Annotated in this window: 23 protein-coding genes; 13 read left to right on the top strand and 10 right to left on the bottom strand. The window is 69.3% G+C overall.

What is annotated here, in order from left to right; all coding sequences use genetic code 11:
• Positions 1 to 134: 134 nt before the first annotated feature.
• Positions 135 to 2,174, bottom strand: a complete 2,040-nt coding sequence (fusA, locus tag ACFWIW_RS07300; RefSeq protein ID WP_378367613.1) for an elongation factor G — start codon at positions 2,172 to 2,174, stop codon at positions 135 to 137.
• 385 nt (positions 2,175 to 2,559) lie between these two features.
• Here fusA and ACFWIW_RS07305 point away from each other — a divergent pair, with 385 nt between their 5' ends.
• From ACFWIW_RS07305 to ACFWIW_RS07315, 3 genes are all read left to right on the top strand, one after another.
• The gene (locus ACFWIW_RS07305) at positions 2,560 to 3,579 is read left to right on the top strand and encodes a sigma-70 family RNA polymerase sigma factor (RefSeq protein ID WP_378367614.1); all 1,020 of its coding nucleotides are present in this window, start codon (positions 2,560 to 2,562) and stop codon (positions 3,577 to 3,579) included.
• A 79-nt stretch (positions 3,580 to 3,658) separates the two neighbouring features.
• Entirely contained in the window at positions 3,659 to 5,044 is a 1,386-nt protein-coding gene (locus tag ACFWIW_RS07310; RefSeq protein WP_378367615.1) for an MFS transporter, read from the top strand.
• A complete protein-coding gene (locus ACFWIW_RS07315) occupies positions 5,041 to 5,790 on the top strand; it encodes an isocitrate lyase/phosphoenolpyruvate mutase family protein (RefSeq protein WP_378367616.1) in 750 nt (249 codons plus the stop codon). Before ACFWIW_RS07310 ends, ACFWIW_RS07315 begins: the two co-directional genes overlap by 4 nt.
• Positions 5,791 to 5,853: 63 nt before the next feature.
• Here the strand turns inward: ACFWIW_RS07315 and ACFWIW_RS07320 are convergent, their stop codons facing one another.
• A complete protein-coding gene (locus ACFWIW_RS07320; protein ID WP_378367617.1) occupies positions 5,854 to 6,990 on the bottom strand; it encodes a serine hydrolase domain-containing protein in 1,137 nt (378 codons plus the stop codon).
• A gap of 211 nt (positions 6,991 to 7,201) precedes the next feature.
• Between ACFWIW_RS07320 and ACFWIW_RS07325 the strand changes: the two genes are divergently transcribed.
• A complete protein-coding gene (locus ACFWIW_RS07325; RefSeq protein WP_378367618.1) occupies positions 7,202 to 7,696 on the top strand; it encodes a hypothetical protein in 495 nt (164 codons plus the stop codon).
• On the opposite strand, the gene ACFWIW_RS07330 is transcribed toward ACFWIW_RS07325, so the two are convergent.
• Complete coding sequence (locus tag ACFWIW_RS07330) at positions 7,693 to 8,043, bottom strand: hypothetical protein (protein WP_378367619.1); 351 nt, start codon at positions 8,041 to 8,043, stop codon at positions 7,693 to 7,695. The two genes, ACFWIW_RS07325 and ACFWIW_RS07330, sit on opposite strands and share 4 nt — an antisense overlap.
• 70 nt (positions 8,044 to 8,113) lie before the next feature.
• Between ACFWIW_RS07330 and ACFWIW_RS07335 the strand changes: the two genes are divergently transcribed.
• From ACFWIW_RS07335 to ACFWIW_RS07350, 4 genes are all read left to right on the top strand, one after another.
• A complete protein-coding gene (locus ACFWIW_RS07335) occupies positions 8,114 to 8,509 on the top strand; it encodes a GntR family transcriptional regulator (RefSeq protein WP_378367620.1) in 396 nt (131 codons plus the stop codon).
• Positions 8,464 to 9,522, top strand: a complete 1,059-nt coding sequence (locus tag ACFWIW_RS07340) for a DUF1648 domain-containing protein (protein WP_378367621.1) — start codon at positions 8,464 to 8,466, stop codon at positions 9,520 to 9,522. Before ACFWIW_RS07335 ends, ACFWIW_RS07340 begins: the two co-directional genes overlap by 46 nt.
• A gap of 36 nt (positions 9,523 to 9,558) precedes the next feature.
• The gene (locus tag ACFWIW_RS07345) at positions 9,559 to 9,819 is read left to right on the top strand and encodes a PASTA domain-containing protein (RefSeq protein WP_378367622.1); all 261 of its coding nucleotides are present in this window, start codon (positions 9,559 to 9,561) and stop codon (positions 9,817 to 9,819) included.
• Between the two features lie 75 nt (positions 9,820 to 9,894).
• Positions 9,895 to 10,245: a DUF5997 family protein gene (locus ACFWIW_RS07350; RefSeq protein WP_378367785.1), complete on the top strand. Its 351-nt coding sequence runs from the start codon at positions 9,895 to 9,897 to the stop codon at positions 10,243 to 10,245.
• 108 nt (positions 10,246 to 10,353) lie between these two features.
• On the opposite strand, the gene ACFWIW_RS07355 is transcribed toward ACFWIW_RS07350, so the two are convergent.
• The 6 genes from ACFWIW_RS07355 to ACFWIW_RS07380 all read right to left on the bottom strand — a co-directional run bounded on the left by ACFWIW_RS07355 (position 10,354) and on the right by ACFWIW_RS07380 (position 18,448).
• Complete coding sequence (locus ACFWIW_RS07355) at positions 10,354 to 11,106, bottom strand: LysR family substrate-binding domain-containing protein (RefSeq protein ID WP_378367623.1); 753 nt, start codon at positions 11,104 to 11,106, stop codon at positions 10,354 to 10,356.
• Positions 11,107 to 11,188: 82 nt separating this feature from the next.
• Positions 11,189 to 13,912: an AbfB domain-containing protein gene (locus tag ACFWIW_RS07360; RefSeq protein WP_378367624.1), complete on the bottom strand. Its 2,724-nt coding sequence runs from the start codon at positions 13,910 to 13,912 to the stop codon at positions 11,189 to 11,191.
• Positions 13,913 to 13,921: 9 nt separating this feature from the next.
• Positions 13,922 to 14,914: an ABC transporter permease gene (locus ACFWIW_RS07365; protein ID WP_038513096.1), complete on the bottom strand. Its 993-nt coding sequence runs from the start codon at positions 14,912 to 14,914 to the stop codon at positions 13,922 to 13,924.
• A complete protein-coding gene (locus ACFWIW_RS07370) occupies positions 14,911 to 15,867 on the bottom strand; it encodes an ABC transporter permease (protein ID WP_037338443.1) in 957 nt (318 codons plus the stop codon). Before ACFWIW_RS07370 ends, ACFWIW_RS07365 begins: the two co-directional genes overlap by 4 nt.
• A gap of 38 nt (positions 15,868 to 15,905) precedes the next feature.
• Positions 15,906 to 17,378 (bottom strand): sugar ABC transporter ATP-binding protein, encoded by a 1,473-nt coding sequence (locus tag ACFWIW_RS07375; protein ID WP_378367625.1) that lies wholly within the window; start codon positions 17,376 to 17,378, stop codon positions 15,906 to 15,908.
• Between the two features lie 2 nt (positions 17,379 to 17,380).
• Complete coding sequence (locus tag ACFWIW_RS07380; protein WP_378367626.1) at positions 17,381 to 18,448, bottom strand: ABC transporter substrate-binding protein; 1,068 nt, start codon at positions 18,446 to 18,448, stop codon at positions 17,381 to 17,383.
• 161 nt (positions 18,449 to 18,609) lie between these two features.
• On the opposite strand from ACFWIW_RS07380, the gene ACFWIW_RS07385 reads away from it, so the two are divergent.
• The 5 genes from ACFWIW_RS07385 to ACFWIW_RS07405 all read left to right on the top strand — a co-directional run bounded on the left by ACFWIW_RS07385 (position 18,610) and on the right by ACFWIW_RS07405 (position 23,562).
• The gene (locus ACFWIW_RS07385; protein ID WP_378367627.1) at positions 18,610 to 19,608 is read left to right on the top strand and encodes a LacI family DNA-binding transcriptional regulator; all 999 of its coding nucleotides are present in this window, start codon (positions 18,610 to 18,612) and stop codon (positions 19,606 to 19,608) included.
• Positions 19,609 to 19,698: 90 nt separating this feature from the next.
• Positions 19,699 to 20,802, top strand: a complete 1,104-nt coding sequence (locus ACFWIW_RS07390) for a sensor histidine kinase (RefSeq protein WP_378367628.1) — start codon at positions 19,699 to 19,701, stop codon at positions 20,800 to 20,802.
• A complete protein-coding gene (locus tag ACFWIW_RS07395) occupies positions 20,799 to 21,440 on the top strand; it encodes a response regulator (protein WP_378367629.1) in 642 nt (213 codons plus the stop codon). The genes ACFWIW_RS07390 and ACFWIW_RS07395 overlap by 4 nt, the downstream gene beginning before the upstream one ends.
• Before the next feature lie 353 nt (positions 21,441 to 21,793).
• Positions 21,794 to 22,192: a hypothetical protein gene (locus ACFWIW_RS07400; RefSeq protein WP_378367630.1), complete on the top strand. Its 399-nt coding sequence runs from the start codon at positions 21,794 to 21,796 to the stop codon at positions 22,190 to 22,192.
• 2 nt (positions 22,193 to 22,194) lie between these two features.
• Positions 22,195 to 23,562 carry a DJ-1/PfpI family protein gene (locus ACFWIW_RS07405; protein ID WP_378367631.1) on the top strand — a complete coding sequence of 456 codons (1,368 nt, stop codon included), beginning with the start codon at positions 22,195 to 22,197 and terminating at the stop codon, positions 23,560 to 23,562.
• Here ACFWIW_RS07405 and ACFWIW_RS07410 read toward each other — a convergent pair.
• Positions 23,498 to 23,857 carry an antibiotic biosynthesis monooxygenase family protein gene (locus ACFWIW_RS07410; RefSeq protein ID WP_378367632.1) on the bottom strand — a complete coding sequence of 120 codons (360 nt, stop codon included), beginning with the start codon at positions 23,855 to 23,857 and terminating at the stop codon, positions 23,498 to 23,500. The two genes, ACFWIW_RS07405 and ACFWIW_RS07410, sit on opposite strands and share 65 nt — an antisense overlap.
• Between the last annotated feature and the right edge of the window lie 58 nt (positions 23,858 to 23,915).

Raw genomic sequence — 23,915 nt, forward strand, 5'->3', positions numbered from 1 at the left:
ACTGCACCGCACTCGCGTGTTTGAAGCCGTAACTCGCGTGATCAGAGGCGGAACACCGAGTGCGGCATCCAATCACGCGAGTTACGTGCCTGATCACGCGAATCACGGACTTCGGACCAGGGCGAAGGCGCGAACTACCGGACCGGCAGGCCCTCCGGCGCCGGCGCGTGGCCGATCGGCCGGGCGGTGAAGGTGCCCCGGCCCTGGGTCCGGCTGCGCAGCCGCGTCGCGTAACCGAACAGTTCGGCCAGCGGCACGGTCGCGGTGACCACGGTCGTTCCCGCGCGCACCGCCGACCCCAGCACCCGCCCACGCCGGGCGGCGAGGTCGCCGAGCACCACGCCGACGGCACTTTCGGGCACCGTGACGGTCACTTCGGCGATCGGCTCAAGCAGTGTCATCGCGCCGGCGGCCAACGCCGCCCGGAGCGCGAACCGCCCGGCCGCCCGGAACGCGAGCTCCGACGAGTCCTTCGGGTGGGTCGCCCCGTCGGTCAGCGTGACCCGGACACCGGTCACCGGATACCCGCCGAGCGGGCCTTCCGCCAGCGCGTCACGGCAACCCGCTTCGACGGCACGGACGTATTCCCGCGGCACCCGCCCACCGACCACAGTGGACCCGAACTCGAATTCCCCTTCCTCCAGTGGTTCCGTGTCGATGACGACGTGGGCGAACTGCCCGGCGCCGCCGTCCTGCTTGACGTGCCGGTGGACGAAACCGGACACGCCGCGCGTGACCGTCTCGAGGTAGGCGACCCGAGGCCGCCCGACGCCGACGTCCAGCCCGTGGTCGCGCCGGATCTTCTCCACCGCCACCTCCAGGTGCAGTTCGCCCATCCCCGACAGCAGGGTCTGGCCGGTCTCACGATCGGTCCGGACGACCAGCGACGGATCCTCCTCGACCAGCCGTGCCAGCGCCGACATCACGCGTTCCGTGTCGATACCCTTCCGCGGCTCGACGGCGACCGACACGACCGGATCGGCCGAGACGGGCGGCTCGAGCAGGAGCGGCTCCGACGGCGTGCACAGTGTCGCGCCCGGGCGGACCGTCTTCAGCCCGACCACCGCGACGATGTCGCCCGCGACGGCGCTGTCCACCCTGGTGTGCCGGTCCGCCTGGACCCGCAGGATGCGGCCGACACGCTCGATACGGCCGCTGCCCACGTCCATCACCGCCTCCGAAGTCCGGATCGTGCCCGAATACACCCGCAGGAACGTCAACCGCCCGGTGGCGGTCGAGGTCACCTTGAACGCCAGCGCCGCGAACGGCGCCGACGGATCGGCGGGACGTTCCTGAGCCGTGCCTTCGTACTCGCCCCGGACCGGCGGAACATCCGACGGCGCGGGCAAATACGCCACCACGGCTTCCAGCAACGGCTCCACCCCGCGATCGCGGTAGGCCGAGCCGCACAGGACCACGACACCGTCGCCGGTCCGGGTGAGCTCGCGCAGCGCCGAAACCAGCGTCTCCGTCGACACCGCCGACGACGCGCAGAACTCCTCCAGCGCACCCGGATGGGCTTCCGCCACCGTCTCGTCGAGCAGGCGGCGGCGCCGGTTCGCTTCGTCCACAAGGGACTCCGGAACCGGCCCCTCCACGGCGGCTTCGGCGCCATCGGCCCAGACGAGTGCCCGCATCCGCAGCAGGTCGACGACGCCGACGAAGCCGTCTTCCCTCCCGATCGGCAGCTGGACCACCAGCGGACGAGGGTGCAGCCGATCCCGGATCGACGCCACGGCGGCGTCCAGGTCGGCACCCGCACGGTCGAGTTTGTTGACGAACGCGATCCGCGGCACGCCGTGCCGATCGGCCTGGCGCCACACCGATTCGCTCTGCGGTTCGACCCCGGCGACACCGTCGAACACCGCGATCGCGCCGTCGAGGACCCGCAGCGACCGTTCGACCTCGTCGGAGAAGTCGACGTGGCCGGGCGTGTCGATCAGGTTGACGAGATGGCCGTCCCACGAACAGCTGACGGCGGCGGCGAAGATGGTGATGCCACGGTCTCGCTCCTGGGAATCGAAGTCGGTCACGGTCGTGCCGTCGTGGACCTCACCCCGTTTGTGGGTGGTGCCGGTGACGTACAGGATCCGTTCGGTGAGAGTGGTCTTGCCGGCGTCGACATGGGCGAGGATGCCCAGATTGCGGACGGCGGACAAGGGGACGCTGCGCATGGCGCGGGCCTTTCGAGCTGGACTGGCGGAAACTCCGGCGGCGCGATTCGGCGAACGCGGACAGGCGCCTCCCCCCGTCGCACGGCAACGGGAAGAAAGCTCAGGCGTTCGTCGGACGGACCGGTGTCAGCCGCGCGGCTGACACCGGGTGCACGGAGACACCAGGATCACCTCGTAGCGAGCCGAGGGGACGACGACGGCGTTGTGATGACGCACGATCCTGTCCTTCCTCGCCGGGGTGATTTCGTGGCGAGTGTAGCCACTCCGATGTGGACCGCGAACCGGTTTTCCGCGAATCCGGGGGAAACTGGTCCGCGACCGACCAGTTTCCGGCGACGGCGGTGTCCATCCCTTCGAGAGACACCACAAGAGGAGGGAACCCGGTATGCGGGTGGACGAACTGCTGGCCTTGGCGAAGACCGGTGACGGCGAGGCGTTCCGCGACCTCGTCGCGCCGTACCGCCGTGAACTGCAGGTGCACTGCTACCGCATCCTTGGCTCGGTGCAGGACGCCGAAGACCTGCTGCAGGAGACGTTGCTGGCCGCGTGGCGCGGGATCGACGCGTACGAGGAACGCGCGTCCATCCGGACCTGGCTGTACCGGATCGCGACCAACCGCTGCCTCAACGCGCTGCGTGCGGGCGGCCGCCGCCCGCACGACGACTCGGCCTACCGACCGGAGGTCCCCTTGCCCGAGCCGACGCGCCGCCGCCCGGAACCCAGCTGGCTGGAGCCGTACCCGGACCTGCTGCTCGCCGAGATCGCCGATCGCGTGCCCGGCCCAGAGGCGCGCTACGAGGCCAGGGAGTCGATCTCGCTCGCGTTCCTGGCGGCACTCCAGCGACTCCCTCCCCGGCAGCGGGCCGTGCTGGTCCTGCGCGATGTGCTCGGGTTCCGTGCCGCCGAGGTGGCCGGGATCCTCGACACCACCGAGAACGCCGTGACCAGCGCGCTGAACCGGGCGCGTTCGGCGCTGGCCAAGGAGATTCCCGCCGGCGAACGGGAGACCGCTCCCCTGCCCGATTCCCCGCGGGAACGCCGGATCGTCGACGAATTCACCCGTGCCTTCGAGAACGGCGACGTCGACGCCATCGTGGCACTGTTGACCGACGACGCCTGGCTGACCATGCCCCCGCTTCCCTTGGAGTACCAGGGACCGGAAGCCATCGGCCACTTCCTGGCGACCGTCGCACTCCACGATGGCCGCCGGTATTCCCTGATCCCGACCCGTGCCAACGGCCAGCCCGCCTTCGGCTGCTATCTCCGCGACCCGAGGACACCCATCGGCCACGCGCACGGCGTGCTCGTGCTGGAACTCGCGGGCGACCGGGTCACCGCGGTGACCCGGTTCCTCGACAACTCCCTGCTCGCGGCCTTCGGGCTGCCCCGCTCGCTGCGCGGCTGACCACCGGCGCCTCCCTCGCCACGCCCACGCCGGGCGTGTGCCCCGTCCTGCCCGAAAACACTTCCACCAAGGAGAAATCTTGACCCCCAAACAGGCGTGGGTCCTGGGGCTGGCCTCGCTGGCGTCGTTCATGATGGCGCTGGACAGCCAGGTCGTGACGACGGCGCTGGGCACGGTCCGCGAGGATCTGTCCGCGTCGATCGAGCAGCTCGAATGGATCGTCAACGCCTACAACCTCAGCTTCGCCGTCCTGCTGCTCACCGGGGCGGCACTCGGTGACCGGTTCGGCCGCCGCAGGATGTTCGTCACCGGCCTCATCGTGTTCACCGTCGCCTCGGTGGGCTGCGCGGTGTCCGGGGACATCGGCACGCTGATCGTCGCGCGGGCGGTGCAGGGCGCCGGTGCCGCGATGGTGCTGCCGCTGTCGCTCACCCTGATCAGCGCGATCTTCCCGCCCGAACGGCGGGGCAAGGCGATGGGGCTCTACCTGGGGCTCACCGGGCTGGCGACGTTCAGTGGCCCGTTCATCGGCGGCGTGATCGCCGAAGGGCTGGCGTGGCAGTGGATCTTCTGGCTCAACCTGCCCGTCGGCGTGGTCGCGGTCCTGCTGACCCTCCGGCGCGTCGACGAGAGCACCGGTCCGGGAGGCCGGTTCGACCACGGCGGTGTCGTCCTCGTGACGCTGGGATCGCTCGGCATCGTCTGGGGTCTGGTCCGGGGGAATCTCGCGGGCTGGGACAGCGCCGAGGTAGTGGGCACGCTGACCGTCGGTGTCGCGCTGGTGATCGCTTTCGTGTGGTGGGAGCGTCGCAGCGAAGCGCCGATGCTGCCGATGACGTTCTTCCGGCTGAGGGCCTTCTCGACGGCCAACGCGGCGAATTTCTGCGTCTTCGCCTCGCTGTACGGCACGTTGTTCTTCCTGCCCCAGTACTTCCAGACCGCACAAGGTCTCGGGCCGTTCGAAGCCGGGCTGCGGATGATGCCGTGGACCGCGACCCTGATGATCTGCGCGCCCCTCGCCGGCAAGCTGGCGGACAAGTACAGCGCGCGCACCTTCGTCGCCGTCGGCTTGCTGCTCCAGACGATCGGCATGAGCTGGATCGTCCTGGTCGCCGAACCCGGCGCCGGCTACACCATCCTGCTGCCGGGGCTGATCGTCAGCGGGGCCGGCATCACGTCGGCCATGCCCGCCGCACAGCGCACGGCCGTCGGAGCGGTCCGGCAGGCCGAGATCGGCCAAGCGTCCGGCGCGTTCATGACACTGCGGATCTTCGGCGGGGTCTTCGGGGTGGCGGTGGTGGTCGCCGTCTTCGCCGGTGCAGGAAGCCATCTGTCACCCGAAGAGTTCGGCAGCGGCTTCACCGCGGCGATGGCCGCTGTCGTCGCGTTCGCCTTCATCGGCTTGCTCGTCGCCCTGGGCATGCCGGCCGCCCTGTCCACTACCGACCAAGGAGGAAATCGATGACCGATCCGAAGACGCGAGCCGAAACACTGCGAAGCCTGCACAGCGGCGAAATGCTCGTGCTGCCGAACGTCTGGGACGCGGCGAGCGCCGAAATCGTGGCGGAGGCGGGTTTCCCGGCGATCGCCACGGCCAGTGCCGCGGTCTCGGCGATGCTCGGATACCCCGACGGCGAAGGCGCGCCGTGGCGGGAGATGTTCGCGGCGGCGGCGCGGATCGCCCGCGTGGTCCCGGTGCCGGTCACCGTCGACGCGGAAGCAGGCTACGGCCTGGCGCCGAGGGAATTCGTGGAAAGGCTGCTGGAGACCGGAGCCGTGGGCTGCAATCTGGAGGACACCGATCACCGGTCCGGCGGACTGGCCGACGCGGGCGCGCAGGCCGAGCGGATCGCGGGGATCCGCTCGGCCGCGACCGACGCCGGGGTCCCGATCGTCGTCAACGCCAGGGTCGACACGTTCCTGGCCGATCGCGGGATCCCGGAGCCCGGCAGGCTCGCCGAGGCCGTCCGGCGGGGCGGGCTCTACCGGGCGGCCGGTGCCGACTGCGTGTACCCGATCGGGGTCCGGCGCCGGGACGACCTCGCCACGCTGGTCACCGAACTCGGGTGCCCGGTGAACGGGAACGTCGGCGAGGAACTGGATCTCGCCGCGCTCCGCGAGCTCGGTGTGGCGCGGGTGTCGTACGGCCCGCGCTTCTATCGCGCGGCACTGGAGGGATTCCGTACCGCGATCGGGCAGCTCGACGGATGACCTGTTGCGAAAGCCACTTTCGCAACCTTGATGGTCGCGAAAGTGGCTTTCACGACATCCGTGTCACTCGCAGAACGCGGTGTCCACAGTGGCCATGACCGCCTTGGAGCCCTTCTCGCCATCGCCGAAGGTCCCCGGCAGCGCGGTCACCGCGAGCCCGACGGTGCGGCCGTCTTCCGTGGCCCCACCGCGGGTTTCGAATCCGTGGATGTCCCCGCCGTGGCCCCAGTACACGCCACCGCAGCTGAGCGGGTTGCTCATCAGCCCGAGGCCGTACTTCGTCCCCGGGAACAGGGGCGCGTCGACCGTCTTCCGCATTTCGGCGAGCTGTGCGGCGGGCAGCAGCCTGCCTTCGAGCAGCACCCTGAAGAATTCACCGAGGTCGCCGGGCGTCGAGATCAGCTGGCCGGCGGCACCGCCCCAGGACGGATCCAGTTCGGTCGCGTCGATCACCTTGCCGGTGGCGGCGTTGCCGATCGCGTACCCCTGCGGGTGCCGTCCCTGGATGGTCTGGTCACCGACCTGCGGCCAGTAGGTGTTCTTCAAACCGGCCTTCTTGATCACGCGTTCGGTGATCTGCTCCTGGATCGGGCGCCCGGTCACCTTCTCGATCACCATGCCCGCCAGCAGGTAGCCGGTGTTGCTGTACTCCCATTTGGTGCCGGGCGCGAACTTCGCCGGGTGGCTCAGGGCCGCGGCGAGCAGTTCGTGGGTGGGGAAATACCGGTGCTGCACCTGTTCGAAATCCTCAAGGCCCAGGTACTCGGTGTAGTTCGGGAGCCCGCTGGTGTGCTGCAGGAGGTGCCGGATGGTGATCTTGGTGGCGTCGATGCCCTCTCCGCGCACGATGCCGGGCAGGTACTTCTCGATCGGCGCGTCCAGTTCCACCTTGCCTTCGGCCACCAGTTGCAGGACCACGACCGCCGTGAAGGTCTTGGTGTTGCTGCCCGCCCGCACCCTGCCGTCACGCGGGACCGGGACCTGGCGGTCGATCCGCGACGAGCCCGCGACCAGCGACGTCGTCCGCCTGCCGTCGGACACCGAAGCCAGCGCGGCGGGGAATTTCTCCTGGCGCACCAGCGAGTCGAGACTCTTCCGGAGCTCCGCTCCCTTGGCCGGGGCCGCGTCCGCCGCCGTCGTCCACGCGGCGCCCATCAGGCCCGCCACCGTCAGGACCACCACACCCTTGCGTACCGTCATTCGCACTCCTTCTCCGACGAGATCGACACCGGCAACACTGGCCGAACCGGGCGCGAAGATCAGGAGTGCAGGCTCCCGAATCCCGGGTGGTGCTGGCGCTACCCCACGAAAATTTTCGACCGGAATTCGTCCCACCATTGTCCGGGCGGGACGCGGCTGGCTAAGGTCAGTCCGGTAAGTGGACTAGACCACCCGAGGCCGGGAGGCGACGATGCCCCTCGACGAACAGCAGACCTGGGCGATGCTGCGAGAGCTGGACGAACCCGGCCACTGGGAGGTGCCGCACGACTTCGACGGCCCGGCCGCGCGGGCGCGATTCGAGCGGCTCGCCGAACGGCTGGAGCACCGGTTCGGCTGCTCCTGCGAGGTCGACCGCGACGTCCAGGACGCCAGCCACCTCGGCAGGATCGTGATCCCGGCCGGCGCGACCGCCGCACTGGACCAGGTGACCGTGACGGTCAGCAATTTCGGCGGTCTCGTCGCGGTGACACTGGGGAACCCGGGCAGCTACGACGAAGACGAGGAACGCGAGTTCTTCCCGGCGCCGGTGCGAAGACAGGTCGAAGACGAACTGGAAGCGCTCGGCTACCTGCCCGTCTCCGAACACCCGCTGTGGACCAAGTACACCGGGATCAGCGGATTCGACGCGCTGTATCCGCCGGACAGGCCACCTTCCTGGTGGGACCGGTTCTTCGACTACCTCTAGACGAGCACGCCGACGAGATCCGCCGCGTTCGGCACGCTGACGAGCACCTCGTCGAAGGGGAGCCCGGCGATCCCGCGATCGACCTCGATCCGCAGCCCCGGCACACCCCTGCGGACCGACACCAGCTGACGCATTCCCGTCCCCAGCCCCCAGTAGCCCACCTTCAGCACTCCGCTGATCAGCATCCCGGCCCGTCCCCCGCGTGTCCGTCGCAGGGGCGCTTCGACGAGCTCGACGGCTCTGATCGCCGACGGCGGCACGACCACTTCGTCACGCCACACGGCCAGCCGCTCCCAGGCCGAAAACCTCACCCGCACCCCGCCATCGGCGATGTCGATCGTCGCCATCATGACCACCTTCCCACTTAGCCATCTGATGTAGTTGTTATAGCAAGTGTATAGCAGATATCCTTGACCGGTGTTGCTGACTCTCGACCTCGACAGCGAGGTGCCGATCTACCAGCAGATCCGCGACCGGATCGTCGAAGCCGTCGCCGACGGCGTGCTCGCGGAGGGCGACCCCCTGCCCTCCACCCGGCAGCTCGGCGCCGATCTGGCGATCAATTTCCACACCGTGAACAAGGCCTACGATCTGCTGCGGACGCAGGGGGTCATCCGCATCAACCGCAAGACCGGCGCGGTCGTCCGGCGGGACGCCACCTCCGGTCCGGCCGAGGCCGGTTACGCGGACGAGTGGCAAGAGCGCCTGCGCACGCTGCTCGCCGAGGCCGTCGCTCTCGGCGTGGGCCCGCGCGAGGTGACGAGCCGATGCGAAGCGGTGTTGGACTCCTTCGCGGTGAGCGCGCGGCGATGATCTGGCTGCACCTGGCCCTGATCGCGTTCACCGCGGCCGCCTTCGGCTCCGCGCCCGCGCTCGCCCGGCCGACACTCCCCTTCGGCGTCCGGATCCCGGCCCGGCGTTCCGGCGAGGCCGTCATCCTCCTCGCTTGCCGCCGCTACAACCGGGGTATCGGCGCAGGCGCGATCGCCGCCTGCGTCGTGGTTGTCTCCGGATGGCTCGCACCCGAAGTCGTCCTGCTCGCCCTCACCGCCGCCTACTCACTGCTCGGCGTTCTGGCCCACCGCTCGATCGCCGCCGCGAAACGCGACGAAGACTGGTATTCCGGCACGCGGCAGGCGGTCACCGCCGACACCTCGCTGCGCTCGGATCCCGTCCGTCCACAGTGGATACTTCTGACGCCCGCCGCGGTGCTCGCGCTCGCCACAGCGGCCACCGGGTGGTTCACGGGTGCGGCGGGCTTCTCGACGGTACTCGCCCAGGTCCTGGTCAGCGTGCTGGTCTCGCTCATGGCCGTCGCGATCTCACGGGCAAGGCCGGAGGTCGACGCCGCACGACCGTCGACGTCGGCTTCGCGTTATCGCGAGTACTTGCACGGCGTGCTCGCTCTGCTGCTGATCTCCGCGGGCTGTGTCAACGCGACACTGCTCGTCGTCTCGCTTCAGCTGTGGGGTGTCGCCGAGACGACGATGCCGGTGACGATCGTGGCGTACCTTCCCCTCGCCGCCGCGTTCATCGCGTGGCTCGGTTTCACCGTCCGGACGGGCGACGCCGGGCACCGGTTGCCGCGCGCCGTCGACGAACCGGAGACCAGCTACGAACAACGTGACGACGACCGCCACTGGTACGCCGCCGGGATGGTCTACCTGAACCGGAACGATCCGGCGTTGCTGGTGCACCGGCGGGTCGGGACCTACTGGACGCTCAACCTCGGGCATCCGATCGCCTGGGTCGTCGTCGCCGCGGTCGCGGTGGCCGGGGTGCTCACCGGGCTCGGCATCGTGACCCTCCCGGCGAAGGGCGGCTGACGGTACCCTGGCCGTGGGTGAGGAACCGTGGCCGTGGTGCCGGACTTCGTGGGAAAGCAGGCGCTCGACGCCTGGTTGTCCGGGTACGACGCGGGGCTGTCACTGCAGGGCCCCGATCCGGACAGCCCGCAGCCGCTCCTGAACGGCCTCGTCGTCGCGCAAATACCCGCCGCCGGAACACGGCTGCCGCGGTGGAGCGTGGTGACCGTCTGGATCACGGGCGGCGGAGACCCCTCCGGTGTCCGGGAGCCGCGGCGTCCGCTGCCGAACCTCCTCGAAGACCAGGCCGAGGGTTGATCACCGGGTGTGATCGGCGGTGCCGGGGCCGCTCGTTACCCTGGACCGATGACGTCGCAGAAAACCCCTCAAACGATGAAGCCCGCGACAGCGGCCAAGAAGCTGGGTGTGTACCTGGAGGCGACCCCGGCGGAGTTCCAGGAGGGTGTCGTCTCCCGCGACGAACTGAACGCGCTGCAGGCCGAGCCGCCGGAGTGGCTGCGAGAACTGCGCCGTAACGGGCCGCATCCGCGTCCGGTCATCGCGGCGAAGCTCGGCGTCTCCATCAGCGGGCTGGCGCGTGGCGGCATCACCGGCGCCCTCACCACCGAGGAGATCGACGCGGTCAAGTCCGAAAACCCCGACTGGCTGCAGCGGGAACGCGAGACGCAGGCCGAGGTGCGCAAGGAAGAGGCCCGGCTCAAGGCCGCGCGCAGCGAGAGCTGACCGCGACCACGGTATTACCCCCCCGCGGCTGTTCAAACACCCATTTTCTATTGTTTATGGTTTGCGAAAGTGGCTTTCGCAACCTCCGGCCCGATCAGGTTCGCGATGCTAGCCGCGACGACGGGGTTTGCCGCGTTTCCCGCCTTGGGGAGCGCGGCGATTCCCGGACTGTGGCTTCCGGCCACCGGTCTGAGGACGGTTGCCCTTCGCCGGCGCCTTCTTCACCGGCGCCTGCTTTTCCTGGGCCTGCTGCCGCCCGCGGGTGCTGTTGACCGTCCGGCCGCGGACGATCCCGATGAACTGCTCCATCAGGTCGGTGGTCTCGTCGTCCGGCCAGGACAGCGCGACCCCGGACTCGGGAGTGCCGGAGATCGGACGGTAGGTCAGGTCACGCCGGTGGTGCAGCCGCGCGAGCGACTGCGGGACGATCAGGACCCCGACCCCGGCGGCGACCAGCTCGATGGCGTCCGCGGTGGTGGCGGGCCGCTCCAGCGCGGGCTTACCCGGCGGCGCTTCCCAGTCCAGCGTGTCGTCGAGCGGGTGCAGCACGACCTCGTCGGCGATGTCGTCGACGGAGACCTCGTCCGCGGCGGCGACCAGATGGTCCTTCGGGACGACCACGACCGTCGTCTCGGTGTAGAGCGGGATCGCGTGCAGGCCCTCACGGTCGATCGGGAGCCGCAGCAGGACGGCGTCCACCGCACGCTCCCGGACCAGCCCGACCGCCTCGGCCGCCGTCGTCTGGACGAGTTCGAGCGGGACGTCGGGCGACCGCTCGTCCCAGATCCGGACCCACTTCGAGGGCGTCACGCCGGGGACGTACGCGAGCTTGAAGGAGGCGGGGGTATCCGGGCCGGTCATGGGGGCAAGGTTACCGGGAGTGGTCATCGCCCTCGTGAGTGGCAAGGACGGTTAGAACCGTCCTTGCCACTCACGAGACCCACTACGGAGCCCAGGCCGCCGAGACCGCCCACGTGACGTCCTGGTCGTACGAGACCGGGTTGTCGAACGGGTGGCCACCGCCGCTGGTGGCGACGTAGACCTCCTCGGCGTAGTGCCGCATGTTCGTGCCCAGTTCGTTCACCGACGCCAGCCGGACGCCGCCGGCTCCGGGCTGGGCGCAGAACGTCGCGTCCTTACGGAACAGGTCGGTGTTGTCGTTCCCGCCCAGCCGCACCCGGAAGTCCGCGTGCCGCAGGAACTGGCCCGGATAGTTGCGCGCCTCCAGCGAGTAGCACGACGGATCCGCGAGCCCGCGCCGCACGACGAACGTCGCGTCCGCTTTCAGCAGCGCCGCGCTCCCCGCGTTCACGACATCCGTCCGCGCGAGGCCGTCACGATGCCGCAGGAAGCGGTCCGTGTAGCCGGGCGTGGTCACCTTGAACGAACGCGCCTGGTCCAGCGGCAGATCGGCGCCACTGCGCCAGAGCGGGATCGACGCCGCCCACGTCGTGTCCGCCGCGAAACTCGACGGCGTGTCCCACGGGTTCGGCCCGCCGCTGCGGGCGAGGTAGACGGTCGCGGCGTAGTGACGGAGGTAGGCGCCACGCTGGTTGAACGATTCCAGCGCCGTTCCTCCGGCGCCTTCCCGCGCGCAGAAGGTCGCGTCCCCGGCGAACGACGCCGAACCGTCGTTCGCGTCCTTGCGGATCCGCGAAGACGCGTGCCGCAGGAAGTGTCCGGGGTAGTTCCGCGACTCGAACGACAGGCACGACGCGTCGGCCAGTCCTGGCCGGGCCCAGAACGTCGCGTCCTTCTTGCCGAGATCCGCGCTGCCTTCGCCGAGGACGTCGGTGCGGACGAAATCGTCCTGATGCCTCAAGTAGCGATCCGTGTACCCGGCCGTCGTGACCCGGAGCGACACGAGTTCGCCTCGGCCGACCTCGGTGCCCTTCGCGATGGCGAGCACCTTCTGGTTGATCTCGCGCACGCGTGCTTCGGTCATCTTCAGCACGCGGCGGTCGTAGGTGTAGAAGCCGTTGACCTCGTTCTCGACGTCGTACGGCTCGGTGTAGACCGACGCGGACAGCCCTCGGCCGTGCACGAACCGCCCGACCTGCTTGGTGATCTCGACGTACCGGTTCGTCAGCGACGTCTCGTCCGGGTACAGCGCGCCGTACGCGAAGCCCTTGCCCGGTTCCCATTCGTGCCCGGTGACGCGTCTCCCGAGGCCGCCGTACTCCCCCAGCACCGCGATCCTTCGCGCGTCGGGTTGCCTGGTGCCGGTGGAGACCTGGTACGCGTGGTCGTCGATCACGTCACCGTTGCCCGGATCCGGATCGGACACGCAGCAGTTCGACCCCGAGTTGTGGTTGATCAGCCGGGTGTCGTCGATCGAGCGGACCAGATCCACGATACGGCCGGCGTCGTACTCGCCCCAGCCTTCGTTGAACGGCACCCATTGCACGATCGAGGTGATGCCCTTGTGCTGCTCGATCATCCGCCGCAGTTCGGCTTCGTAGTTCGCGTGCCCGTTCGGGACCTCGTCGATCGAGTCGAGCGACGGCATGTCCTGCCAGACCATCAGCCCCAGTTTGTCGGCGTGATAGAACCACCGCGCCGGTTCGACCTTGATGTGCTTGCGGACCATGTTGAAGCCCAGCGCCTTCTGGCGTTCGAGGTCGAACCGCAGTGCCTCGTCGGTCGGCGCGGTGTAGATGCCGTCCGGCCAGTAGCCCTGGTCCAGCGTGCCCAGCTGGAAGACGAACTTGCCGTTGAGCAGCGGCCGCATCACGCCGCCGACCATCGCCTTGCCCAGCGAACGCATCCCGAAGTACCCGGTGACGACGTCGCCTCCCGGCAGCCGCACGCGCAGGTCGTAGAGGAACGGGTCGTCGGGCGACCACAGGCGCGCGTTCGGCACCGGGACCCGCAGATGCGACCCGACCGCGCCGGTGGCGGTGCCGACCACCTGGCCGCCCGAAAGCACTTCGGCGGTCGCTTGCTGCCCTGGCGTGCCTTGGACGACGAGGTCGAGCGCGCCGCCGGGGACGTCGGGCGTGGTGTCGAGCCGCGTGATGTGCTCGGCCCGGACCGGTTCCAGCCAGACGGTCTGCCAGATCCCCGACGCCGCCGTGTAGAAGATGCCGCTGGGTGACTTGCGCTGCTTCCCCACCGGATACCGGCTGCCGTCGACCGGCGACGCGACGCCGACGACGATCTCGTTCTCCCCCGCCTTCAACGCCGGCGTGATGTCGAACGAGAACGCGTCGAAACCACCGGTGTGGCTTCCGATCGACGTCCCGTTGACCCAGACCTTGGTCTCCCAGGTGACGGCGCCGAAGTTGAGCTTCACCCGCCGACCGTCCCAAGTGGACGGAACAGTGAACGTCCGGCGGTAGAACATGTTGTCCTCATGCCGTTCGATCCCCGAAAGCATCGACTCGATCGGGTAGGGCACGAGTACGTTTTCGCTCAACGGCCTGCCGATCGGCGGCGAATTCAGGTTCGGCGCGCCGGTGAACCCCCAGGTTCCGTTGAGGTTGAGCCATTCCGAACGCACCAGCTGCGGGCGCGGGTACTCGGGCAGCGCGTTCGACGGTGAGACCTGGTCCGTCCACGGGGTCGGAAGCGGCACGGGAGCGGCTTGGGCGATGGGAACGAGCGTCGTCGCGCCGGCCAGCAGACCGGCCACGACGCTCAGGACGCGCGCGGTTCTTCGGTGCATGCGATCTCCCTATCTCCGGGCGGTCGTGCGGGCCAGCGACCGCTGCAGCACAACGACCACCAGCAGGAACGCACCGCTGACCACCGATTGGTAGTTGCTGTCGAGAGTTCCTATCTGGTTGATGACGTTCTGGATGACCGTTCGGATGCCCACGCCGATGACAGTTCCGAGAATCGTGCCCATCCCGCCGGTCAGCAGGGTGCCGCCGATGACGACGACGGAGATCGCGTCCAGTTCGAGGCCGACCCCGATCACCGTGACCCCGGATTGCAGGTAGGCCGCGGTGAGCGCGCCCGCGAGCCCGGAAAGCACACCGCTCATCACGTAGACGGTGACCTTCGTGCGCGCCACCGGGAGGCCCATCAGCTTCGCGGACTGCTCCGAGCCGCCGGTCGCGAACACCGCTTGCCCGAACCGCGTCCGCCGCAGCAGGAGCCCGCCGATCAGGCACAGCGCCGCCGCGATGAACACCGGATAGCCGAACCCGAACAGCGTGCCGCGCCCGAGTTCGACGAACGCCTCGCCCTCCGGGATCTTGTACGTCGTCGCGCCCTCGGTGGTGATCGCGAGCAGCAGCCCGCGGGCGAACAGCAGCGACGCCAGTGTGACGATGAACGGCGCCATCCCCGTCTTCGCGACCAAAAGCCCGTTGATCAGGCCGATCAGCCCGCACACCGCCAGTGGCAACAGCAGCGCGACGAGGAAACCCCATTGCGATCCGTAGGCGGCGAGGACCCCGCCGAGCGCGTAGACGGAGCCGACCGACAGGTCGATCCCGCCGGTGATGATCACGAACGTCATCCCGAGCGCGATGATCGCGAGGAACGAGCTCTGCAACGCGATGTCGCGCAGGTTGTCCAGGCTGCCGAAACGCGGGAACAGCAGCCACGCGACGGCGACCATGAGCACCAGCGCGATCGCCGCGCCCTGTTTCTGCAGGACCCCGGTCATGAGCTCGCGCCGGGTGGAGTCCTGGGCGGCCATCGTGGGCGCCGCGGTCATCGGCTGCTCCGTTCCCGTGCGACGTACACCGCGCCGACGATGATCGCGGCCTGGATCATCTGCGCGGTCGAATCCGGCAGGTTGTGCTTGATGAGCGTGGCGCGGACGAGCTGCATGAGCAGGACACCCATCACCGTGCCGAGGATGCGGACCCGGCCACCGGTCAGCGGGGTGCCGCCGACCACGACCGCGGTGATCGCGGACAGTTCCATCAGCAATCCGGCGTCCGCGGGGTCGCCGGCGCCGAGCCTGGCGGTGGAGAGCACCCCGGCCAGTGCCGCGAGCAGACCGCAGATGGCGTAGACGCCGATGAGCACACGGTTGACCGGCAGCCCGGCGAGCACGCTGGCCCGGCGGTTGCCGCCGATCGCGACCAGCCGCCTGCCGAACGCCGTCTTCCCGACCAGCGCCGCCACCAGCACGGCCAGTACGGCCGCGATGAGCACGCTCACCGGGATCCCGAGCACCTCGCCGTTGCCGAGCGCGAGGAAATCCGGATCGTGCAACTGGATCAGCTGACCGTCGGCGAGGACGAGCGCGAGCCCGCGCCCGCCGACGAGCAAGGCGAGTGTCGCCACGATCGGCTGGATCCCGACTTTGGCGACGAGGACCCCGTTCAGCGTCCCCGCGGCCAGCCCCGCCGCGAGGGCGACAGCCACCGCCGGCAGGGTCCCGGCGCCGAGGTACAGCGGGACGAGCGCGGCGGAGAGGGCCATCACCGCGCCCACCGACAGGTCGACGCCTTCGGTGCCGATCACCAGCGCCATCCCGAGCGCGACCACCAGTACCGGCGCGGCCTGGATGAGCTGGGTGCGGAAGTTGCCGACGGTCAGGAAGTTCGCCGTGAACGCGATGTTGAACAGCACGAGCGCGACGACGGCGACGTACACGCCGTACTCCTGCAGCCATCGCGCCACCCGGGTCCGGTCCACCGTTTTCGCCGTATCCGTCATGGTGGGCCCCGGTTCCTCCGTTCTGCGCTGGGTGCTGGTCATTCCGCGCCACCCGAAGCGATCGCGGCCAGCACGTGGTCCTGGGTCAGCCGCTCCCCCGCGAGTTCCCCCACCACCGCGCCGTCCTTGAGCACGATCAGCCGGTCGGCTCCGTCGAGGAGTTCCTCCATCTCCGACGAGATCAGCAGGACGGCCAGCCCTTCTTTCGCGAGTTCGTCGATGAGCGCCTGCACCTCCGCCTTCGCGCCGACGTCGATACCGCGGGTCGGCTCGTCGAGCAGCAGTACTTTCGGCTCGGTGCAGAGCCAGCGGGCCAGCAGCACCTTCTGCTGGTTGCCGCCGGAGAGTTCGGCGACCTTCTGGTCCGGGCTCGACACCTTGATCCGCAGGCGTTTCACGAACGTGTCGACGATCCTGTCCTGGCGGGCCCGGCTGACCAGGCCGAAACGGGACAGCTTCGGCAACGCGGCGAGCACGATGTTCTCCCGCACGGACAGATGCGGGATGATGCCCTCGGTCTTGCGGTCCTCGGCGAGCATGCTGACGCCCGCGCGCATCGCGGCCGCCACATTCCCTTGGGGGACTTGCTTTCCGCCGACGAGCACCGTGCCACCCGACAGCGGCAGGTCGCCGACGATCGCCCGCGCGGTCTCCGTGCGGCCGGAGCCGAGCAGCCCCGCGAGGCCGACGATCTCGCCGGGTTTGATCTCCACCGAGACGCCGCCCAGCCGGTTGCCGCTGGTGAGCTTTTCCGCGCGCAGGACCGGTTCCCGGCCGGCCTCGTGGTCGCCCTCGAAGGCCGTCGCGCCGTGCGAACGGATGTCGCCGACACTGCGGCCCAGCATCATCGACACCAGTTCCAGCCGCGGCAGGTCGGCGAGCGGTCCGGTGTGGACCCGCTTGCCGTCCCGCAGCACCGTGACCCGCTCGCAGATCCGGTACAGCTCGTCCATGCGGTGGCTGACGTACACGATCGCGATCCCGCGTTCGTGCAGCCTGCCGATGACCTCGAACAACGTCTCGACCTCGCGCGGCTCCAACGAGGACGTCGGCTCGTCCATGATCACGACGTCGGCGTCGACCGATACCGCGCGAGCGAGCGCGACCATCTGCTGCGCGCCGACGCTGAGTGTCCCGAGTGGACGGCGGACGTCGGTGTCGATGCCGTAGTCCTTCAGCAGGGCCGCCGCGTCGGAGTTCATCCGCGCCCAGTCGACCAGCCCGAACCGCTTCCTCGGCTCGCGGCCGAGGTACACGTTGCTCGCCACGCTCATCAGCGGGATGAGGTTGACCTCCTGGTAAATCGTGGAGATCGCGCCCCGCGCGTGGATCGTGCCGGAATCCGGCTTGTGCACGCCGGTGAGCACCTTGATCAGCGTCGACTTGCCGGCGCCGTTCTCGCCCACCAGCGCGTGCACCTCGCCCGGCCGCAGCGCGAACGACACGTCGTCGAGCGCGCGCACCCCGGCGAACGTCTTCGTCACGCCTTCGACCTCGAGAACCGGTTCCATCGTCAGTACGCGTTCCCGAGCTTCTGCGCCGCGTTCGCCGAGTCGTACTGGTCGTCGGAGATCACCACGGTCGGCGGGATCTCCTTGCCGGCGGCGAAGTCCTGCAGCGTCGAGAAGGCGAGCGGGCCGAAGCGCGGGTTGGACTCGATCACCGCGTTGTAGCTGCCGTCGGCGATGAGCTGCACGGCGTTGCGGGTGCCGTCGATCGAGACGATCTTGACGTCCTTGCCCGGCGTCTTGCCCGCTGCCTTCAGCGCGGTGACCGCGCCGATGCCCATCTCGTCGTTCTCGGCGTAGACGGCGGTGATCTCGGGGTTGCTCTGGATGAGCTGTTCCATGACCGCCTGGCCCTTGGACCGGTCGAACTCGCCGGTCTGCTCGGCGACGATCTGGATACCCGTGGTCGCGGCGATCTCGTCCTTGAAACCCTTGGTGCGATCGGTGGTCACGTTGTTGCCGGACGCGCCGAGCAGGATCGCGACCTTGCCGGTGCCGCCGGTGGCCTTCACCATCTCCTGCGCCGCGCGCTTGCCCTGCTCGACGAAGTTCGAGCCGATGAAGGTCAGGTAGTCCGTGCACGGCTGCGAGGTCACCTTGCGGTCGATGGTGATGACCGGGACCTTCTTGGCCTTCGCCGCGTCGAGCGCGGGCTGGAGGCCGTCGGAGTTCAGCGGGGCCACGATGAGCAGCTGCGCACCCCGGTCCAGCAGCGACTTGATGTCGCTGACCTGCTTGTTGAGATCGCTCTGCGCGTTGGTGACGAGGAGCTTGTCGTCCGGGACACCGAGTTTCTTGGCTTCGTCCTTGATGGACTGTGTCTCGGCGATCCGGAACGGGTTCGCCTCCTTTTCCGACTGAGAGAAGCCGATGACCGCGTTCTTCACGTCCACCTGCGGGTAGCCGGTCTTCTCGCGGGCGCAGCCCGGCCCCGCGGCCTGGTTCGGCGCCGCCGAAGCGGCGGGACCGGCCCCCGACGGGGCGGATTGCTGGGTCTCGCGGCTGGTGCAGGCCGTCAGCGCGAGCGCGAGGCCGGTCACCAGGAGCAGGGTGCGGCGGATGGGCAGGGACATCGATCGCTCCTCGGGGAAGTCGAGCACACGGGTCTGCGGTGACCCATGTCACTCATAGGGACGATGCCAGATTTACATCGTTGGTACAACGTTGTAAATCCGCCGTTCGCGCGGCTAGGCTGTGCCGGATCTGTACCGGAGCACTGCGGAGGGGAGCGAGGGTGGCCACGCTCAAGGACGTCGCCAAGCTTGCGGGCGTCTCGGTCAAGACCGTGTCGAACGTGGTCAACGGCTACGACTTCGTCAAGCCGGAGAACCGCAAACGTGTCGAGAAGGCGCTCGCCTCGACCGGATACCGGCCCAATCTCGGCGCCCGCAACCTCCGCCGCGGGCGCACCGGGTTCCTCGGGCTGATGCTGCCCGAACTGAGCATCCCGTACTTCGGCGAGCTGGCGGGACTGGTGCTGCAGGCGGCGCAGGAACACGAGTGGAACGTCCTCATCGAACAGACCCTCGGCACCAGGGAGCGGGAGCGCAACGCCCTCTCCGCGCTGGGCCCGCATCTGATCGACGGCGCGATCATCAGCCCGGAAGCGTTGCACACCAACGACTTCGAGGACCTCGCGCCGGGTGTCCCACTGGTGATGCTCGGCGAGCACGTCGTCGACGTTCCGATAGACCACGTCGGCATCGACAACGTCCAGGCCGCCCGGATCGCGGTGCGGCACCTGATCTCGCTCGGCCGCCGCCGGATCGCCGCGATCGGTGCGCATCCGCAGCGGCACACCGCCGCGCAGCGACTGGAGGGCTACCACTCCGCGCTCGAAGAGGCGGGGCTCGCGCCCGTCCCGGAACTGGTCCTGCCCGCCCTGCGCTACCACCGCGCCAACGGCGCCGAAGCGATGGCGCAGCTCCTCGCGCTGCCGGATCCACCCGACGCGGTCTTCTGTTTCAACGACCTTCTCGCCATCGGCGCCCTTCGCGCCGCGGCCGAACGCGGCGTCCAGGTGCCGTCGGACATGGCGATCGTCGGTTTCGACAACAACGAGGAGAGCGCGTACAGCCTGCCTTCGCTGACGACGATCGCGCCGGACAAGGCGGCGATCGCGCGGGCCGCGGTCGATCTGCTGCGGCGGCGTATCGCCGGCGGGAGCGACCTCGAACCGGAAGACGTCCAGACGCCGTTCTCGCTGGAGATCCGGAACAGCACCATCGCCTGACACCCGCATTTCGTCCTCTGAATGCGGTAGTTGCGCGTGCAAGGACCGCATTCAGAGGACGAAATGCGGGAGTCGTGGCATTGTGTGTCCGTGAATCGGGCTCTGGCGGTGCTGACCCTCGTCGCGTACGTGACGTTGCCGCTCGGCTCGGCCAAGTACGAGACGCTCGTGCTGCCGACGCTCCTCGCCGGGCTGGTCTACGCGGCGATCGCGATCGCGGGCTTTCCGTGGGTGCAGAAGCACGGGCGCGCGTGGGCGATCGCGTACGTCTGCGTTCAGTTACCGCTCGGCTTCACCCTGTTCTCGCTTTCGGGCGCCGCCGTCGGAGCCGTCCTGCTTCTCGTGGTCCTCGTCTGCCACACCGTGTTGCTGCTGCCGCTGCCGGTGGCGTTCGGGGTCGCGGTGGTGATCCCGCTCATCCACTTGCCGATGGCACCGTTGGACGGGCTCCGCGAGGGACTCGGGACGCTGGCGGTCATGGTCTTCGCCGCCGTGGTGACCGAATTGGTCGTCCGGGAGAAGCGGGCGCGTGAGGAGCTGGCCGAGGCCCACGAACGTCTTCGCGACCACGCCGCCCAGGCCGAGCAACTCGCCACGATCCAGGAGCGCAACAGGCTCGCGCGCGACATCCACGACGGGCTCGGCCACCACCTCACGGTCGTCCAGATGATGTTGCAGGCCGCCCGCGCGGTGATCGGCACCGGCGACGCCGAGCGGGCCGACGGGATGCTCGCCAAGGCACAGGACCAGTCGCGCGAGGCGCTGGCGGAGGTCCGCCGGTCGGTGTCGGCGTTGCGGGAACCGCGCTCCGAGCCGCTCACGGACGCGTTGCGGACGCTGGCGGACGAAGCTTCCGCGGCGGGCGTGCCGACCGCGTTCGAGGTCAAGGGCGCCGCACGGGACACGCGCGCCGAGGTGGAGGAGTCGCTGTTCCGGGCGGCCCAGGAGGGATTGACCAACGTGCGCAAGCACGCGCGGGCCAAGGCCGCGACCGTGGTGCTCGACTACGCCGTCGCCGATCGGGTACGCCTCGAAGTCCGCGACGACGGTCTCGGGATCGCCGCGGATTCCCCGCCGGACAAGGGTTTCGGCCTCATCGGGCTCCGCGAACGGATCGCCGGGCTCGGCGGCCGGGTCTCGGTCGACTCCGCCGAGGGGCAGGGCTTGACGCTCACCGTGGAGGTGCCGGGATGACCGTCCGCGTGCTGATCGTCGACGACCAGGCGCTGTTCCGCGAAGCGCTGGCGACCCTGCTGGAAGTCCAGCCGGAGATCGACGTCGTCGGTGAGGCGGCGAACGGCGAGGAGGCCGTGCGGCTCTGCGCCGAACTCCGCCCCGACGTCGCGCTGATGGATCTGCGGATGCCGGTACTGGACGGGATCGCCGCCACCGCGAGGCTTCGCGCCGAGCAGCCCGGCGTGCGGGTCCTGGCGCTGACGACGTTCGACGACGACGAAGACGTGTTCGCCGCGTTGCGCGCGGGCGCCGTCGGCTATCTGCTCAAGGACGTCTCGTCGACGCGGCTGGTCGAAGCGCTGGTGGCGGCCGAACGGGGCGAATCGGTGCTGCAGCCTTCCGTCGCGGCGAAACTCGTCGCGAGAGTGGCCCGGCTGCCCGCCGAGACGCCCCAGCCGTTGGTGACACCGCTTTCGGAACGGGAACTGGAGGTCGTCCGGCTCCTGGCGGACGGCCGCAGCAACCGCGAGATCGCCAAGACGCTGTTCCTCGCCGAGGGCACGGTGAAGAACCTCGTGACGAGTGTGCTGTCCAAGCTCCAGGTGCGGGACCGTACCCAGGCCGCCCTGCGCGCGAAGGAACTCGGCCTGTTCTGAGCGCGGGTCGTGAGTGAAAAAGAGGGTTAGAACGACCATTACCACTCACGACTCCCGCCCCAAGCGCCCAACCGGACACGCTGAAGGGGCCTAGCGTCCTCTACGGACGATCGTCATCGGCTTGTGCCACGGAGTCCTGTCTGTGCGACAGGGCTCGCTCGCGCCACGACATGTTTGCGACCGTTTCGCGTGACTGAATGGACGACACGCGTGATCGGACGGACGACACGCGTGATTGGCCGGACGACGCCCGCATACCGGTCACATGACCTCGCACATGACTTCCGGCACCTGCCCTCGTGCCCCGCCGCGGCCGAACATTGCTCCCGTCGCATCGACCGAGGGAGCCGGAAGTGAACCACACGACAGAACAGAAGACCCGCAAGCAGGCCGCCCTGCACTTCACCCGCCACGCCGTGGAGATGCTCATCTCGATGGTGGTCGGCATGGTCGTCCTGGAACCGGTCTGGTCGTTCCTGTGGCCGGGCCTCGCCGGGAACGTGACCGCGAACGCGCTGGTGATGGCGACGAACATGTCGCTCGGCATGGCGCTGTGGATGCGGATCCGGCGCCATGGCTGGGCTTCGATCGCCGAGATGTCGGCCGCGATGTACGTGCCCTATCTGCTGTTCCTGCCGTTCTTCTGGACCGGCCTGATCTCGGGATCGGCCTTGATGACGGCCGGGCACGTGCTGATGGTGCCCGCGATGCTCGCCGCCATGTTCCGCCGCCGCGCCGAGTACGGAGCCTGACCATGCGATCCTTCGTCCGGGTCACGCTGACCGTGCTGGCGTTCACCGTCGCCGCGCTGGCCCTGCCGGTCACACTCGGCGCGGTGACGCTCAGCGCCAGTTTCGAAGACCGCTACGCACAGAGAACCGACGGGGCCGCGGCGCGCCCCGCCCACCGGCCGCACGATCCCGCGAAACCCACCGCGGTGGTCGTCGTCGGGAACGAGGGCGCCGTCGTCTCCGACGCGCTCGCACCGTACGAGGTCCTGTCGGCGTCCGGCGCGTTCAACGTCTACACCGTCGCGCCGCGGGCCCGGCCGGTCACCTTGACCGGCGGGCTCGATCTGATCCCGGACCTGGATTTCGCCGATCTCGACAGGCTGCTCCCGTCCGCCGCGCCGGACGTCGTGGTGGTCCCCGCGTTGCCGGATCTCGGCGAGCCGACCACGCGGCCGGTGACCGAGTGGCTGAAGCGCCAGTCTTCGCGGGGCTCGCTGCTCATGAGCGTCTGCAACGGGTCTGGCGTGCTCGCGACGGCCGGGCTCCTCGACGGGCGGAAGGCCACCGCGCACTGGATCCGCATCGGCGGCTTCGACGACGAATTCCCCGCCGTGGACTGGATTCGCGGCACGCGCTACGTCGACGACGGGAACATCGTGACCACGGCCGGGATCCTCTCCGGGATCGACGGGGCGCTCCGTCTCACCGAGCGCTTCGCGGGCACCGAGGCCGCGCGGAAGGCGGCCGAAGCCGTCGGCTGGACCCACTACTCCCCCGGCTCCAGCCCGCCGATGGAGCAGAACGGCTTCGAAGCGGCGGACACCGTCGTCGGGTTCAACACCGCCTTCCGGTGGGACAAGCCGAGGCTGGAAGTCCTGCTGACGGGCGGCATCCGGGAACTGGAACTGGCCGCGGTGTTCGACACCTACGGCCAGTCCCTCGCGGTCGAAACGCGGGCGGTCGGTCTCGACGGCACGCCGATCCGGTCCCGGCACGGCCTGACCTTCGCGCCGCGCGGCATCCCGGCCGCCGACCTCGACCGGCTGATCGTGCCCGGCACCGACGCGGCCGCGAGCCGCGCCGCCGAGCGCTACTCCGCGCTCTCGCCGGTGTACCTGCACGCCGAACCGGGGTTCCCGTTCGACGCCGTCCTCGAAGACCTGGCCCGCACGACGGACGCCGCGACCACGCGATGGACGACGAGGACGTTGGAGTACCGGCCCGCCCACCTCTCGCTCGACGGCGAAGCGTGGCCGTGGACGGTCACGCTCCGGCCGTTCGGGCTGGCCGTCCTCGGCCTGCTCGCGGCCTTCGGGATCCGCGCCGTCAGCCGGCGATTCGCGGGCCGGGGCCCGTTTCCCGCACGACGCGGTAGCGGGGATTCGCACTGACCAGTGACTCGGCCTTGCCGGGCAGCCCGTCGAGTGCCGCTTGGATGGCCGCGAGCCGCCCCGCGGTATCGGAGACCTCTTCGAAATGCCGGTAGTCCGCTTCACTCGCCCAGCTGACGACGTTGACGACCCTCGTCCCGTCCACACTCGCGTGGAAGCGGGCCGAGACGTAGCCGGGGTAGAACCGGACCCAGCGGTCCTGGATCTCCGCGAAGGCATCCACCAAAGCCGCCTGGGTCTCCGGTCCGTCGACCGCGTACTCGATGATCGAGTAGAAACCCTTGTCCTCGCCCATGTTCACTCCTTCAAGCACTTAGGTGAACACCAGGCTTCACCCTCCACCCAACTGGAGA

Origin of the sequence: Amycolatopsis sp. NPDC058340 (genome assembly GCF_042723975.1) — a bacterium.
GTDB lineage: Bacteria > Actinomycetota > Actinomycetes > Mycobacteriales > Pseudonocardiaceae > Amycolatopsis.

Excerpts from the sequence above, each read along its gene's own strand:
- ACFWIW_RS07315 (WP_378367616.1), top strand. The coding sequence starts at position 5,041 with ATGACCGATCCGAAGACGCGAGCCGAAACACTGCGAAGCCTGCACAGC.
- ACFWIW_RS07340 (WP_378367621.1), top strand. The coding sequence starts at position 8,464 with ATGCGAAGCGGTGTTGGACTCCTTCGCGGTGAGCGCGCGGCGATGATC.
- ACFWIW_RS07380 (WP_378367626.1), bottom strand. The coding sequence starts at position 18,448 with ATGTCCCTGCCCATCCGCCGCACCCTGCTCCTGGTGACCGGCCTCGCG.
- ACFWIW_RS07375 (WP_378367625.1), bottom strand. The coding sequence starts at position 17,378 with ATGGAACCGGTTCTCGAGGTCGAAGGCGTGACGAAGACGTTCGCCGGG.
- ACFWIW_RS07330 (WP_378367619.1), bottom strand. The coding sequence starts at position 8,043 with ATGGCGACGATCGACATCGCCGATGGCGGGGTGCGGGTGAGGTTTTCG.
- ACFWIW_RS07355 (WP_378367623.1), bottom strand. The coding sequence starts at position 11,106 with ATGACCGGCCCGGATACCCCCGCCTCCTTCAAGCTCGCGTACGTCCCC.
- ACFWIW_RS07350 (WP_378367785.1), top strand. The coding sequence starts at position 9,895 with ATGAAGCCCGCGACAGCGGCCAAGAAGCTGGGTGTGTACCTGGAGGCG.
- ACFWIW_RS07410 (WP_378367632.1), bottom strand. The coding sequence starts at position 23,857 with ATGGGCGAGGACAAGGGTTTCTACTCGATCATCGAGTACGCGGTCGAC.
- ACFWIW_RS07325 (WP_378367618.1), top strand. The coding sequence starts at position 7,202 with ATGCCCCTCGACGAACAGCAGACCTGGGCGATGCTGCGAGAGCTGGAC.
- ACFWIW_RS07360 (WP_378367624.1), bottom strand. The coding sequence starts at position 13,912 with ATGCACCGAAGAACCGCGCGCGTCCTGAGCGTCGTGGCCGGTCTGCTG.
- ACFWIW_RS07405 (WP_378367631.1), top strand. The coding sequence starts at position 22,195 with ATGCGATCCTTCGTCCGGGTCACGCTGACCGTGCTGGCGTTCACCGTC.
- ACFWIW_RS07365 (WP_038513096.1), bottom strand. The coding sequence starts at position 14,914 with ATGACCGCGGCGCCCACGATGGCCGCCCAGGACTCCACCCGGCGCGAG.
- ACFWIW_RS07320 (WP_378367617.1), bottom strand. The coding sequence starts at position 6,990 with ATGACGGTACGCAAGGGTGTGGTGGTCCTGACGGTGGCGGGCCTGATG.
- ACFWIW_RS07305 (WP_378367614.1), top strand. The coding sequence starts at position 2,560 with ATGCGGGTGGACGAACTGCTGGCCTTGGCGAAGACCGGTGACGGCGAG.
- ACFWIW_RS07370 (WP_037338443.1), bottom strand. The coding sequence starts at position 15,867 with ATGACGGATACGGCGAAAACGGTGGACCGGACCCGGGTGGCGCGATGG.
- ACFWIW_RS07395 (WP_378367629.1), top strand. The coding sequence starts at position 20,799 with ATGACCGTCCGCGTGCTGATCGTCGACGACCAGGCGCTGTTCCGCGAA.
- fusA (WP_378367613.1), bottom strand. The coding sequence starts at position 2,174 with ATGCGCAGCGTCCCCTTGTCCGCCGTCCGCAATCTGGGCATCCTCGCC.